The following is a 14,034-nucleotide window of genomic DNA, read 5'->3' on the forward strand; positions in this document are numbered from 1 at the left end:
TCCTCATGCCGGATGACCGACCCTGCGAGCCCCTGACCGCCCCACGATCGGAGGCCCCGGTGCACTGGCTCGACCCGGCACCGTTCCTGCGCGGCACGGCCTGGCTGGACGAGGGCCGGCCCGTACGCGCCGACCCCGACGACCTCGAACGGCTGCCCTGGGACATCGCCGAGCGGGCCGCGCTGCCCATCGGGGTACGGATCGAGTTCACGGCCACGCCCGGTACGCGCGCGGTGGAGCTCCGCTACCGGGCGGCCGTCCCGGCGCCGGACGATCCGCTGCGGGCGCTGCGCCACTGCTTCGCCCTCTGGCGGGGCACGCGGCTCGTCGGCGAGACGTGCACCGCCCCGGCGCCGGAGGCCGTCGTGAGGCTCCCCCTGCCCCCGGACGGCGGCGTGTTCGCCCTCCACCTCCCGGAGGGCCAGGCGCCCGTGCCGCTCGCCCTGCGGGCCGTCGGGGGCGCTCTCTCCCCCGCCCCGGCGCGGCCCCGCTGGCTCGTCCACGGCGACTCGATCACCGAGGGCTGGTGGTCGACCCGCCCGGCGCACTCCTGGGCCGCCACGGCGGGGCGGCTCCTGGGCGTGGACACGGTGAACCTGGGGTACGCGGGCGGGGCGCGGGGCGAGCTGCCGCTGGCGGAACACCTGGCCCGGCTTCCGGGCGATCTGATCACCCTCGCGTTCGGCACCAACTGCTGGTCCCGGGTCCCCGCCACGGCGGACTGGCTCTACGCGACCGTCCGCGCCTTCGTGGGCCTCGTCCGCCGGGGCCACCCGGACACGCCGCTCCTGATCGTCTCGCCGGTCCTGCGCCCGGAGGCGGAGCACACCCGCAACGCCCTCGGCGCGACGCTCACGGAGCTGCGCAGGGCCATGGAGCGGGCGGGCCGGGACCTGGCGGCCTCGGGCGACGCCCATCTGCGGGTCCTCTCCGGCCGCCCGCTGCTGGGCCCGGAACACCTGGCGGACGGGCTGCATCCGAACGACGCGGGGCATGCGCGGATCGCGGGGGCGGTGACGGAGGCCTTGCGCGGGGTTCTGAACCCGCGCGCGTGACGGCGCCCCGGCCCACCCGCCGTGTGGGCAATCGTCCCGCTGGGGCGGGACGGGTGGGCACACGGGACGGCGCCCTCAGCGGCGCCTCCGCATTCCGCCCCTGGACCCGCACCCGTAGCGGCGGCGCACATGTGGTGCGGGTCAGGGCACGGAAGCCTCTGGCGCCGGCAAGGGCGCCGTTCCGTTGTGCCCACCCGTTCCGCCCCTTGCGGAACGCCTGCCCACAACGGGGTGGGCACCGCCCCAGCAGAACGCATGCCCACAACGGGGGCGGGTGGGCACCGCCCCGGCGGAGCGATGGCCCGTAACGGGCTTGGGCCCCGGGACGAGGTCCCGGGGCCCAAGGCGTACTACGAGCGCGAGCGACTAGCTCCAGCTGGCGTGCAGCGGCTTGCCCTCGGCGTAGCCGGCGGCGGACTGGATCCCGACCACCGACTTCTCCTCGAACTCGGCGAGCGAGGCCGCACCGGCGTAGGTGCAGGAGGACCGCACGCCGGCGATGATCGAGTCGATCAGGTCCTCGACGCCCGGACGCTGCGGGTCGAGGAACATCCGCGAGGTGGAGATGCCCTCCTCGAACAGCGCCTTGCGGGCGCGGTCGTACGAGGACTCGTCCGAGGTCCGGTTGCGGACGGCTCGGGCCGAGGCCATGCCGAAGGACTCCTTGTACGCACGGCCCTGGGCGTCGTGCTGGAGGTCGCCCGGGGACTCGTACGTCCCGGCGAACCAGGAGCCGATCATCACGTTGGACGCACCGGCGGCGAGCGCCATGGCGACGTCGCGCGGGTGACGGACACCGCCGTCGGCCCAGACGTGCTTGCCGTACTTCTTCGCCTCGGCGGCGCACTCCAGGACGGCGGAGAACTGCGGCCGGCCGACGCCGGTCATCATGCGGGTGGTGCACATGGCGCCGGGGCCGACGCCGACCTTGATGATGTCGGCGCCCGCCTCGATGAGGTCCTTGACGCCCTCGGCGGCGACGATGTTGCCCGCGACGATCGGGACCTGCGGGTCGAGCGCCCGCACGGCCTTGATCGCGGCGATCATCGACTCCTGGTGGCCGTGCGCCGTGTCGATGACGAGCGTGTCCACGCCCGCGTCGAGGAGCTGCTTGGCCTTGCCCACGAAGTCGCCGTTGATGCCGACGGCGGCGGCGATGCGGAGCCGGCCCTGGGCGTCGACGGCCGGGGAGTACAGGGTCGCGCGCAGGGCGCCCTTGCGGGTGAGGATGCCGACGAGCTTGCCGTCCGCGTCCACGGCCGGGGCGTAACGGCGGTTGTGGGCGTCGAGGGTGTTGAAGGCCTCGCGCGGGTCGATGTCGGCGTCCAGCAGGAGCAGGTCCTTGGACATGACCTCGGAGAGCTGCGTGAAGCGGTCCACGCCGGAGAGGTCGGCGTCGGTGACGACACCCACCGGGCGGCGGTTCTCGTCGACGACGACACCGGCGTCGTGGGCGCGCTTCGGCAGCAGCGAGAGCGCGTCGGCGACGGTCTGGTGCGGCTCCAGGACGATCGGGGTGTCGAGGACGTGGTGGCGGCTCTTCACCCACGAGATGACGTCGGTGACGACCTCGATCGGGATGTCCTGCGGGATGACGACCAGGCCGCCGCGGCGGGCGACGGTCTCGGCCATCCGGCGGCCGGCGATGGCGGTCATGTTGGCGACGACGAGCGGGATGGTCGTCCCGGTCCCGTCGGGCGAGGAGAGGTCCACGGCCTGGCGGGAACCGACGGCCGAGCGGCTCGGCACCATGAACACATCGTCGTACGTCAGGTCGTAGGGCGGCTTGACGTCATTGAGGAAACGCACGTGCTGACATCCCAGTCGTTCGGATCGGCCCCTAGGCATTTCAGCCAGGGGAAAAAGCACGTAGTTCATTGTCCCACGCCAGTACGAATACCAGCCCCGGGCTAATCCTCCGAGGCTTGCGACAGGCCCTTTGTCGGATCCTCCGAAGGCTCCCCCAGAACGAGGAGGACGGTGAGGCTCCTGGGGCGTTCCTCGACGGCCGTGGCGAAGACCTCCTGGGCGGTCCCCCACTCACGCGGGCGCGTCCTGGCGTACGCCTGCCAGCCGGTGACGACGAGGGTGACCGGCTCGGGCAGGTCGGTGAGGGAGTCGGCGAGGGCGTCCCAGTTGCGGCCGAACCAGTCGGGCAGGGCGAGCGCCTCGGCGCACCGGTCCATGAGGGTGGCCTTGTCCGTGACTCCGGTCAGGTCGAGGACGACGGGGTCGTCAAGCCTCATCCGTGACCACCTCCCGGAAGGTCTCGTAGTGGTCGCCGGTGTAGTAGATCTCGCCGCCGCGTCCGGTGACGATCCGGCGGGCTCCCCGGTCGTGTGCGCCGGGGGTCTTCACGGTGTACTCGTGGTAGTAGCCGCGCTCCTCGCGGGGCAGGACCCGCTCGAAGTTCGAGAAGACCGTCCCGTCCTTGGCGTACGGGAAGGGGCCGCCGTGCGCGATGAGGGCGAGCGTCTGCCGCGCCTCGGGCGGCAGCTGCGACACCCGTACGGTGGGGAGCCCGGAGGTCCCGGTCGGTGCGGCGGTCGCGGTGGTCGCGGCGGTACGGGTGGGGGCCTGGGCGACGGTACCGGCCCCGCCGCCGCCCGCCGAGGAGCACCCGGCCAGGAAGACGGCGAGGACGAGCGCGAGGAGAACGCGCAGGGGCCGGAGCAGCATGTCCCGAACATACCGTCACGGGTTGGCTCCGGCCCCCTTCTCGACAAGCGGTGTTCAGCTGCCGTCGGGGTCTTTCCGGTCGAGCGCCGGGTGCGTGCCCGGGCTGGACTCGGTGAGGAGGTAGTCGGCCGCGGCGCGGTCGGTGACCAGGCTGGTGACGAGCCCGGAGCGGAGCACCGCGCCGATCGCGGCCGCCTTGCGCTGGCCGCCGGCGATCGCCACGACCTCGGGGATGCGGCGCAGCCGGTCCGCCTCGACGGTGATGCAGCGCTCGCCCAGGTCGCGGCCGACCCGCCGGCCCTCGGTGTCGAAGAGGTGGGCCGACATCTCGGCGGCGACGCCCAGGGAGGCGTAGTGGGCCCGCTCGGCGTCGGAGAGCATGTCGTGGACGGTCGAGATGCCCGGCTCCCAGGAGCCGATGGAGACACAGGCGACGGTGACCTTGTCGAAGTACTCGAAGGCCCGCGCGATGCCGGTCTGGCTGCGCAGCGCCGCCGCGGTCGCCGGGTCCGGCAGCAGCATGGGCGCGTAGATCGGGTGGGCCTCGCCGCCGGAGACCTGGGCGGCGCGGCGCACGGCCTCGACGGAGCCGCGCTCGGCGGTCCCGGCGTCGTACACCCCGGTGAGCTGGACGACCGTGCAGGGCGGCAGCCGGTCGAGGGCCGCCGCCATGTGGATGGTGGAGCGGCCCCAGGCCAGGCCAAGGACGTCGCCCTCGGTGACGAGCTCGCCGAGCAGGTCGGCCGCGACCTCGCCGAGGTTCTCCGGGTCGGGGGACTCGTCGTCGCCCTCCGCCGGGGATTCGACGACGACGGCGTGGCGCAGCCCGTAACGGGCGCGGAGCGCGTCGGAGCGCTCGGCGTCCAGCTCGGCCGGTACGCGGATCTCGATCCGCACGAGGTCGCGCTCAAGGGCGGTCTCCAGGACCCGGGCCACCTTGAAGCGGCTCACGCCGAACTCCTCGGCGATCTGGATCTTGGACTTGCCCTCGAGGTAGAAGCGGCGGGCCATGGCCGCCGCCTGCACCAGCTCCGCGGGGCCCATCCGCAGGGCTGACCGTCCCGCCGACATACCCGCCACCGCGATCTCCTCACTGCTGTTCACGTACCGCTGTTCACGTACGGAAGTCACAAACCGATGTCGTTCACACTCTGGACTCGCCGTTCATCCTGTCAGATCCGGCGGCCGTTGATCAGTCCTGTCGGCGGCCCGACGGACCGCGTTCATCCGCCGGAGGCTCAGTGGCCACACGCCCACGCGGCGGACGCGGTCGCGGCCTCCGCCCGGGCCCGGAGCGAGGCGACGGCCGCGGCCGGATCAGCCGCTCCGTACACCGCGGAACCGGCGACGAAGACGTCCGCGCCCGCCTCGGCGCACCGCTCGATCGTGGACTCGGCGACCCCGCCGTCGACCTGGAGCCACAGCTCCAGACCGTGCTTGGAGATCAGCTCCCGGGTACGGCGGATCTTGGGCAGCATGATGTCGAGGAAGGCCTGGCCGCCGAAGCCGGGCTCGACGGTCATGATGAGCAGCATGTCGAGCTCGGGGAGCAGGTCCTCGTACGGCTCGATGGGCGTGGCCGGCTTGAGCGCCATCGAGGCCCGGGCGCCCTTGGCCCGGATCTCGCGCGCGAGCCGCACCGGCGCGGCGGCCGCCTCGACGTGGAAGGTGACCGAGCCGGCGCCCGCCTCCACGTACTGCGGGGCCCAGCGGTCCGGGTCCTCGATCATGAGGTGGCAGTCGAGCGGGGTGTCGGTGGCGCGGGCCAGCGACTCCACGATCGGCACGCCCAGCGTCAGGTTGGGGACGAAGTGGTTGTCCATCACGTCGACGTGCAGCCAGTCGGCGCCGCCGACGGCCTTCGCCTCATCGGCGAGCCGGGCGAAGTCCGCGGACAGGATGCTGGGGTTGATCTGCGCCATGTGCCAAGCCTCCCACGTTCTTGGGTACTTCTTTGCCGCTCAGCGGTTTCGAATCCGGTCCAGACCAATTTCGGTACGAAGCGACGAGTCCGGGACCTGGACGGACCGGGAGATTACGGTCAGATGATCGAGGGGTCGGGCCCTGCCGGTCAGGCGGTCCGGCGCAGCAGCGCCAGATACATGGCGTCTGTACCGTGCAGATGCGGCCACAGCTGGACGTCCGGCCCGTCGCCGAGCGCCGGGACGCCGGGCAGCAGCGGGCGGGCGTCGATGAGCTCGGCGCCCCCGATCTTCTTGAGGACGTCGTCGACGACGACCCGGGTCTCGGCGAGATGCGGCGAGCAGGTCGCGTACCCCACCACGCCACCGACGCGCACCGCGCTGAGCGCCTCGGTGAGCAGGGCGCGCTGGAGCGGGGCGAAGCCGTCCAGGTCCTCGGGGCGGCGGCGCCAGCGTGCCTCGGGGCGGCGGCGCAGGGCGCCGAGACCCGAGCAGGGCACGTCCACGAGGACGCGGTCGAAGGAGCCGGGGCGCCACGGCGGGCGGGTGCCGTCGGCGGCGATCACCTGGTACGGGCCGGGGTTGCCGGCCAGGGCGCGCTCGACGAGGCGGGCGCGGTGCGGCTGCTTCTCGGAGGCGAGCAGGAAGGCGCCGCGCTCGGCCGCGAGGGCGCCGAGCAGGGCGGCCTTGCCGCCGGGGCCGGCGCAGCCGTCGAGCCAGCGGGAGTCGGAGCCTTCCACGGGCGCGTTGGCGAGGGCGATCGCGACGAGCTGGCTGCCCTCGTCCTGGACGCCGGCCCGGCCTTCCTTGACCGCTTCGATGGCGCCGGGCTCGCCGCCCTCGGCCATCCGCAGGGCGTAGGGCGACCAGCGGCCCGGCAAGGTCTCGGTGGCGGCGGCGAGCTCCTCGGTCGTGGAACGGCCGGGGCGGGCGACGAGGGTGACCTCGGGGCGCTCGTTGTCCGCCTCCAGGAGGTCCTCGATCCCGGCGCGGCCGCCGCCGAGGGAGTCCCAGAGCGCGGAGACGACCCAGCGGGGGTGCGAGTGGACGATGGCGAGGTGGTCCTCGGCGTCCTCGTCGTACGGCGGGGCGACCTGCTCGACCCAGGCGTCGAGGTCCTGCTGCGAGATCTTCCGCAGGACGGCGTTCACGAACTTGGCGCGTCCGTCGCCGAGCACCACACGGGCCAGCTCGACGCTGGCGGAGACGGCGGCGTGGGTGGGGATCCGCGTCCCGAGGAGCTGGTGCGCGCCGAGCGAGAGGACGTCGAGCACGGGCGGGTCGACCTCGCGCAGCGGCCGGTCGATGCAGGCCGCGATGATCGCGTCGTACGTGCCCTGGCGGCGCAGCGTCCCGTACACGAGCTCGGTCGCGAGCGCCGCGTCCCGCCCGTCGAACTTCTCGGGCCCCTCCTTCTCCCGAGCCTTCCGCAGCAGCGGAGGCAGCACCAGATTCGCGTAGGCGTCCCGCTCGTCCACCGCCCTCAGCGCCTCGAAGGCAAGCATCCGGACGGGGTCCTTCTGGGGCCGCCGGTAGGGCTTGTGGGGACGACGACGTGCCTGCTCGCTCAAAGGTGCTCCGCGTGACGAAATGAAGAGGGTCGAACCCTCTCAGCCTACGTCCGTCCCGCTCCCCCGCGGAAAACAGCCCTCCCGCGGGGAAGTGCGGTGCGGCAGCACGGGCGGTTACGCCCCCAGCCGCTCGCCCGGGGCGATGCGGACGCCGCGGGCCCAGTCCGCGGCCTTCATCGGCTTCTTGCCCTGGGGCTGGACCCAGAGGAGTTCGACGGCGTACGAGCCGGTGCCCGCGTACACGTTGTTCTTGCCGACCGCGAGTTCGCCCGGGGCGAGGTCGGTGCGGTCCGGGAGCGGGGTGACCTGGATCAGCTTGAGGCGTTCGCCGCGGAAGACCGTCCAGGCGCCGGGGGCCGGGGTGCAGCCGCGGACCACGCGGTCGACCCGGAGCGCGGGGGCCGCGAAGTCGACGTGGGCGTCCTCGACCTGGATCTTCGGGGCGAGGGTGAGGCCCTCGATCGGCTGGGGGACGGCCTTGAGCGTGCCGTCCTCGATGCCGTCCATGGTGGCGGCGAGCAGCCCGGCGCCCGCGAAGGCGAGCCGGGTGAGCAGGTCGCCGCTGGTGTCGGTGGGGCGGATGTCCTCGGTGACGACGCCGTAGACCGGGCCGGAGTCGAGGCCCTCCTCGATGAGGAAGGTGGACGCGCCCGTCACCTGGTCACCGGCCATCAGCGAGTGCTGCACGGGCGCCGCGCCGCGCCACGCGGGCAGCAGCGAGAAGTGCAGATTGACCCAGCCGCGCGCCGGGATGTCGAGGGCGACCTTGGGCAGCAGCGCGCCGTACGCGACGACCGGGCAGCAGTCCGGGGCGATCTCCCGCAGGCGGGCGAGGAACTCCTCGTCGCGGGGCCTGGACGGCTTCAGGACCTCGATCCCGGCCTCCTCCGCCCGCTGGGCCACCGGGCTGGCGACGAGCCGCCGGCCGCGCCCCGCCGGGGCGTCGGGCCGGGTGACCACGGCGGCCACCTCGTGCCGCCCGGAGGCGAGCAGGGCGTCCAGGGCGGGAACGGCGACCTCGGGGGTGCCTGCGAAGACGAGCTTCATGGGTGGCGACTGCCTGTCTCTCCGGGGGCGTTGCGGGCAGCGCACCAGTCTATGCGCCGGACGAGGAAGGGGGCGTACGGGAGGACGAGCGCCCCGCGCATATGCGTGTACGCCCCCGCAGCGTGACCCAAGCCCCGGTGGCGCGTTGGTCAAGAGAGATTGACCGAATCGGGCCGCTGTTCCCCCCTCCGCGGCCCGCCCCCTTAAACGCCGGTTCGAGAGGCTTTCACATGGCCGACCACGCAACCCACGACGCCCAAGCCCGGGCAAGTCTGCACCTCCTGGTGCGGGACATCGAGCGGGTCCGGCGGCAGGTGGACGCACTGCGCACGCTCACGGCCCAGCTGGGCAATGTCTACCGCCCTCGCCGCTCCGGCCCGTCGACGGGCTTCGTCGTCTACGGGCGCGCGCCCGCCCCGACCGTACGTCTCGCCCAGGAGCTGCGGGACAGTGTCGAGACCCTGGTGACCGCGGCGGTCGACTTCGACCGCTCGCTCGGATTCTCCTGGGACGCGGTGGGTTCCGCGCTCGGGGTCACCAAGCAGGCCGTCCACCGCCGTTACGGCGCCCGGCGCGCTCCCCAGCAGGGCGTGGCCGTGGAGCAGGACCACGCGGCGGAGCCGGGCGTGACCCGGACGCTCCCCTCGGTCCCCGCCGCCCGTTCGATGCCGCCGCAGCCCACCTCGGGCAGCGCCGCCCTCCGCGAGGACCCGCGCCCGCCGGCCTTCCCCGGCGCGCGCAACGGCTGACCCCCGAGCTCTCCACGGCCGCCCGCCCCGCGCAGGGGCGGGCGGCCGTTCCCGTGTCAGCCGATGTCCGGCGGGTCCACCCGGATCCGCACGGGGTCCGCGCCGCCGCGTGCGAGCTGCCCCGCCCGGGCCTGCTTGAGCGAGGCCGCCAGGGCCGCGCCGCTGCCCGGCGGGACCCGGACCAGGGCCCGCTCCCACTGCTCCCCCGGCGGCGGGTCGCCCGGGCGGCGGGTGCCGCCGGGGCGCACCACCGGCAGCGGCACGGGTCCGAGGATCTCCGCGTCCATGGGCAGCGCGGCGGCCGCCAGGAAGCCCTCGACGGCCTCCGGCGGCCCGGCCACGGCGGCCATCCGGGAGACCGGCGGGAAGCCCAGCTCGGCCCGCTCGGCCAGCTCCCGCCGGGCGTGCCCGACGGGGTCCCAGCGGACGAGCGCCTGGACGGGCCGCAGGGTCGGTTCGGCGACCACGACGACGGTGCCGCCCTCGGGCTGGCCGCGGACGAGCGAGGCCGCGTCGATCCAGCGGCGCAGCGCCTCCTCGCCCGCGCGCAGATCGGGCCGGCCGAGCATGGCCCAGCCGTCGAGGAGCAGCGCGGCCGCGTAGCCGCCCTCGGCGACGGGTTCGGCGCCGGGGGTGGAGACGACGAGCGCGGGCCGCCCGGGCACGCTGTCCAGGACGTGGTCGCGTCCGGAGGTCCGTACCGGCACGGCGGGGAAGGCCCGGCCCAGCTCCTCCGCGGTCCGCCGGGCGCCGACCACCTGGGCGCGCAGCCGGGTCGAGCCGCACTCCACGCAGTGCCAGTCGGGGGCGCCGCGCCCGCACCAGCCGCACCGCAGCTCCTGCTGCTCGGGGGCCTCCAGGGGCCCGGCGCAGTGCCGGCAGCGGGCGGGCGTGCGGCAGCGCTCGCAGGCCAGCCTCGGCACGTATCCCCGGCGGGGGACCTGCACGAGCACCGGCCCGGTCTTCAGGCCCTCCCGTACGGTCTGCCAGGCGAGCGAGGGCAGCCGGGCGGCGCGGGCGGCCTCGTCGCGGGCGAGTTCGCCGTCGCCGACGGTACGGATCAGGGGCGCGGCCCTGCGGACCTGCTCGCGTCCGGCGCCCAGCGCCTGGGCCCAGCCGGACTCGACGAGCTGGGCGGCCTCGACGGTGCAGCTGGTGGAGCCGAGGAGGAAGGCGCACCGGTCGTGGGCGGCGCGCAGCAGCAGCACCTCGCGCGCGTGCGGCTGGGGGGCGTGCGGTTCGCTGTGGCTGCCGTCGCCGTCGTCCCAGATGACGGCGAGCCCGAGGTCCCGTACGGGGGCGAACATCGCGGCCCGGGTGCCGACGACGGCCCGCACGGCGCCGCGCCGTACGGCGAGCCACTGCGCGTACCGCTTCTCGGGGCCTGCCTCGGCGGTGAGCAGCGCGTGCCGGCCGGCCCCCAGGATCTCGGTCAGGGCCGCGTCGACCCGGGCGGCGGCCCGCCCGTCGGGGACGACGACGAGCGCGCCCCGCCCGGAGGCGAGGGTCGCGGCGACGGCCCGGGCGATCTCCTGGGCCCAGTACGGCCCCGGCAGCGCGTTCCACACGGCCCGGGGCGCCCCGCCGCGCGCGAGGGAGTCCAGGAATGCGGGCCCGCGCTCGTACCGCGTCCAGCTCCCCGGCTCCGGCGGCCCGGGCGGCGGCAGCGGCTCGGGCGAGGGCTTGCGCTCCGCGGTCGCGTTGCGCGGCGGGACGGCCAGCTGGAGGACGTCGGCGAGGCTTCCCGCGTACCGGTCGGCGACGGCCCGGGCGAGCCCGAGCAGCTCCGGCCCGAGCACCGGCTCCGGCGAGACGACGTCGGCGAGCGCGGCGAGCGGCCCCGAGTAGTCCGACTCGGCGCGCCGCTCCACCAGGAACCCGTCGATGAGCCGCCCGCCCTCGCGCCGACCGCCCCGCACCTGGTGGGCGCCCGCCCCGAAGCGCACCCGCACCCGCACCCCGGGCCGGGCGGTCTCGTCCAGCTCCTCGGGGACCGCGTAGTCGAAGAACTGGTCGAGGTGGAGCGCGCCCTTGTTCACGACGACCCGCGCGACCGGCAGCTCCTTGGCCAGCGCGGCTCCCCGCCAGGTCCGCGGCTTGGCCCGCGGCACCTTCGCCTTCCGGACGGTCTCCCGGATGAGCGCGAGCTGCTCGGGCTCGTCGGACTTCTCGTTCTCGCTGCTCACAGCCCCATACCTACCAGACGCCACCGACAGCCGGACATGGCCGAAGCCCGGCACCCTCACGGGGTACCGGGCTTCGTCGCCTGAGGCCTGGGACTACAGGCCGGCGGCCGTCCTCAGGGCGTCCACGCGGTCCGTGCGCTCCCAGGTGAAGTCCGGCAGCTCGCGGCCGAAGTGGCCGTAGGCGGCGGTCTGGGAGTAGATCGGGCGGAGCAGGTCGAGGTCGCGGATGATCGCGGCCGGACGCAGGTCGAAGACCTCACCGATGGCGTGCTCGATCTTCTCGGTCTCGATCGTGTTGGTGCCGAAGGTCTCGACGAAGAGACCGACGGGCTCGGCCTTGCCGATCGCGTAGGCGACCTGGACCTCGCAGCGCGAGGCGAGGCCCGCGGCGACGACGTTCTTGGCGACCCAGCGCATGGCGTAGGCGGCCGAGCGGTCGACCTTGGACGGGTCCTTGCCGGAGAAGGCGCCGCCACCGTGGCGGGCCATGCCGCCGTAGGTGTCGATGATGATCTTGCGGCCGGTGAGGCCGGCGTCGCCCATCGGGCCGCCGATCTCGAAGCGGCCGGTCGGGTTCACGAGCAGGCGGTAGCCGTCGGTGTCGAGCTTGATGCCGTCCTCGACGAGCTGCTTGAGCACGTGCTCGACGACGAACTCGCGGATGTCGGGAGCGAGCAGCGACTCGAGGTCGATGTCCGAGGCGTGCTGCGAGGAGACGACGACCGTGTCGAGGCGGACGGCCTTGTCGCCGTCGTACTCGATGGTGACCTGGGTCTTGCCGTCGGGGCGCAGGTACGGGATGGTGCCGTTCTTGCGGACCTCGGTGAGGCGGCGGGAGAGCCGGTGCGCGATGTGGATCGGCAGCGGCATCAGCTCGGGGGTCTCGTCCGACGCGTAGCCGAACATCAGGCCCTGGTCGCCGGCGCCCTGCTTGTCCAGCTCGTCCTCGTCGCCCTCGACACGCTTCTCGTACGCGGTGTCGACACCCTGGGCGATGTCCGGCGACTGCGACCCGATGGACACCGACACGCCGCAGGAGGCGCCGTCGAAGCCCTTCTTCGAGGAGTCGTAACCGATCTCGAGGATCTTGTTCCGGACGAGGGTCGGGATGTCCGCCCACGCCTTGGTGGTGACCTCACCGGCGACGTGCACCAGGCCGGTGGTGATCAGCGTCTCGACGGCGACGCGCGAGGTGGGGTCCTCACGCAGCAGGGCGTCGAGAATGGTGTCGCTGATCTGGTCAGCGATCTTGTCGGGGTGACCCTCGGTGACGGACTCCGAGGTGAACAGACGACGGGACACAACGCTCCCTGGGGTTGCAGCGGCTGCTGGCTACTCGTGACGCGGACCGGCAGGGGGCTGCGCCCCGCGACGTTCCACGAACAGTCTATCGGTCGTGGTCGGACAATGGACCAGGTGTCTCGCCTGGCGAATACCAGTGAGCGGGCGGAACCGTTCTCCGGCAAGGCAGACGTGCCCACCCGGGTGGGGCGCAAATCACTCCCGGGGCGGCGTTTCGCGCCTCCGGGGAGTGACTTCGCGCCGATCTCACCACCCGCCGCGGAGGCGGACGGATCCGTCAGGTCGTGGGACGCAGCCGCGGCAGGACCAGGTCCCAGACCGTCTCGGCGAGCGCTTCCTTCGGCCCGTACGGCACGGGGGTCTCGGCGCCGTCCGACGCGAGGACCACGGCCTCGTTCTCCTCGGAGCCGAAGGTCTTGCGCTCCCCCACCTCGTTGACCACGAGCAGGTCGCAGCCCTTTCGGCGGAGCTTCGCGCGCCCGTTGGCGAGGACGTCGTCGGTCTCGGCGGCGAAACCGACAACCACCTGACCGGGCAGGGCACGGTCGGCGGCCAGCTCGGCGAGGATGTCGGGGTTGCGGACGAGTTCGATCGTGGGCGCGCCCCCGTCGTCCGTCTTCTTGATCTTGCCGGGGGCGTAGACGGCCGGGCGGAAGTCGGCGACGGCGGCGGCCATCACGACCGCGTCGGCGTCCGCGGCTGCCTTGAGGACGGCCTCGCGGAGCTGGACGGCGGTGCCGACGTGGACGACGTCGACCCCGGCCGGGTCGGCGATGCCGGTGTTCGCCTCGACGAGGGTGACCCGGGCACCGCGGGCGGCGGCGGCCTTCGCGAGGGCGTAGCCCTGCTTCCCGGAGGAGCGGTTGCCGAGGTAGCGGACGGGGTCGAGGGGCTCCCGGGTGCCGCCGGCGCTGACGACCACGTGACGGCCGGCGAGGTCGGGGGTGGTCACGCCGCGGGCGAGGATCCTGCGGCAGATCTCGAAGATCTCCGCCGGGTCCGGGAGCCGGCCCTTGCCGGTGTCGACGCCGGTGAGGCGGCCGACGGCGGGCTCGATGACGACGGCGCCGCGGCGGCGCAGCGTGGCCACGTTCTCCTGGGTCGCCGGGTGCTCCCACATCTCGGTGTGCATGGCGGGGGCGAAGACGACCGGACAGCGCGCGGTGAGCAGCGTGTTCGTCAGCAGGTCGTCGGCGAGGCCGTGGGCGGCCTTGGCGAGCATGTCGGCGGTGGCGGGGGCGACGACGACGAGGTCGGCGGCCTGGCCGATCCGCACGTGCGGGACCTCGTGGACGGACTCCCACACCTCGCTGGAGACCGGGTTGCCGGAGAGCGCGGACCAGGTGGCGGCGCCCACGAAGTGGAGGGCGGAGTCGGTGGGCACGACGCGTACGTCGTGGCCCGACTCGGTCAGCCGGCGCAGCAGCTCGCACGCCTTGTAGGCGGCGATGCCGCCGCTCACGCCCAGGACGACCTTCGGCTTGGCCACCACGCTCACTGTTGCTCCCCGCACTCGGATGCGT

Annotated in this window: 12 protein-coding genes; 2 read left to right on the top strand and 10 right to left on the bottom strand. The window is 73.9% G+C overall.

The annotated features are described in order from the left end of the window. Nucleotides 1-5: 5 nt before the first annotated feature. Nucleotides 6-1,055 carry a GDSL-type esterase/lipase family protein gene (locus AC07AW_RS21485; protein ID WP_478817085.1) on the top strand — a complete coding sequence of 350 codons (1,050 nt, stop codon included), beginning with the start codon at nt 6-8 and terminating at the stop codon, nt 1,053-1,055. A 366-nt stretch (nt 1,056-1,421) separates the two neighbouring features. Here the strand turns inward: AC07AW_RS21485 and AC07AW_RS21490 are convergent, their stop codons facing one another. The 7 genes from AC07AW_RS21490 to fmt form a co-directional block, all read right to left on the bottom strand. Continuing rightward, nucleotides 1,422-2,864 (bottom strand): GuaB1 family IMP dehydrogenase-related protein, encoded by a 1,443-nt coding sequence (locus tag AC07AW_RS21490; RefSeq protein ID WP_478817086.1) that lies wholly within the window; start codon nt 2,862-2,864, stop codon nt 1,422-1,424. Nucleotides 2,865-2,965: 101 nt separating this feature from the next. Next, nucleotides 2,966-3,301 carry a barstar family protein gene (locus AC07AW_RS21495; protein ID WP_478817087.1) on the bottom strand — a complete coding sequence of 112 codons (336 nt, stop codon included), beginning with the start codon at nt 3,299-3,301 and terminating at the stop codon, nt 2,966-2,968. Beyond that, the gene (locus AC07AW_RS21500) at nt 3,291-3,734 is read right to left on the bottom strand and encodes a guanyl-specific ribonuclease (RefSeq protein WP_478817088.1); all 444 of its coding nucleotides are present in this window, start codon (nt 3,732-3,734) and stop codon (nt 3,291-3,293) included. Before AC07AW_RS21500 ends, AC07AW_RS21495 begins: the two co-directional genes overlap by 11 nt. Before the next feature lie 54 nt (nt 3,735-3,788). Next, nucleotides 3,789-4,805, bottom strand: a complete 1,017-nt coding sequence (locus AC07AW_RS21505) for a sugar-binding transcriptional regulator (RefSeq protein WP_449343878.1) — start codon at nt 4,803-4,805, stop codon at nt 3,789-3,791. A 167-nt stretch (nt 4,806-4,972) separates the two neighbouring features. Continuing rightward, nucleotides 4,973-5,656 carry a ribulose-phosphate 3-epimerase gene (gene rpe / locus AC07AW_RS21510; protein WP_041128223.1) on the bottom strand — a complete coding sequence of 228 codons (684 nt, stop codon included), beginning with the start codon at nt 5,654-5,656 and terminating at the stop codon, nt 4,973-4,975. A 149-nt stretch (nt 5,657-5,805) separates the two neighbouring features. Beyond that, a complete protein-coding gene (locus AC07AW_RS21515) occupies nt 5,806-7,227 on the bottom strand; it encodes an RsmB/NOP family class I SAM-dependent RNA methyltransferase (protein ID WP_478817089.1) in 1,422 nt (473 codons plus the stop codon). Between the two features lie 114 nt (nt 7,228-7,341). Next, nucleotides 7,342-8,274 (bottom strand): methionyl-tRNA formyltransferase, encoded by a 933-nt coding sequence (gene fmt / locus AC07AW_RS21520; RefSeq protein ID WP_478817090.1) that lies wholly within the window; start codon nt 8,272-8,274, stop codon nt 7,342-7,344. Between the two features lie 230 nt (nt 8,275-8,504). Here fmt and AC07AW_RS21525 point away from each other — a divergent pair, with 230 nt between their 5' ends. Continuing rightward, complete coding sequence (locus tag AC07AW_RS21525; protein ID WP_478817091.1) at nt 8,505-9,023, top strand: hypothetical protein; 519 nt, start codon at nt 8,505-8,507, stop codon at nt 9,021-9,023. Between the two features lie 56 nt (nt 9,024-9,079). Here the strand turns inward: AC07AW_RS21525 and AC07AW_RS21530 are convergent, their stop codons facing one another. The 3 genes from AC07AW_RS21530 to coaBC form a co-directional block, all read right to left on the bottom strand. Beyond that, nucleotides 9,080-11,209, bottom strand: coding sequence for a primosomal protein N' (locus AC07AW_RS21530; protein WP_478817092.1), 2,130 nt, complete (start codon nt 11,207-11,209; stop codon nt 9,080-9,082). Nucleotides 11,210-11,302: 93 nt separating this feature from the next. Continuing rightward, on the bottom strand, nt 11,303-12,511 hold the full coding sequence (metK, locus tag AC07AW_RS21535; RefSeq protein WP_478817093.1) for a methionine adenosyltransferase: 1,209 nt from the start codon (nt 12,509-12,511) through the stop codon (nt 11,303-11,305). A 277-nt stretch (nt 12,512-12,788) separates the two neighbouring features. After that, on the bottom strand, nt 12,789-14,000 hold the full coding sequence (gene coaBC, locus AC07AW_RS21540) for a bifunctional phosphopantothenoylcysteine decarboxylase/phosphopantothenate--cysteine ligase CoaBC (RefSeq protein ID WP_478817094.1): 1,212 nt from the start codon (nt 13,998-14,000) through the stop codon (nt 12,789-12,791). Nucleotides 14,001-14,034: the final 34 nt, after the last annotated feature.

Source organism: Streptomyces sp. NPDC044003 (genome assembly GCF_056435185.1).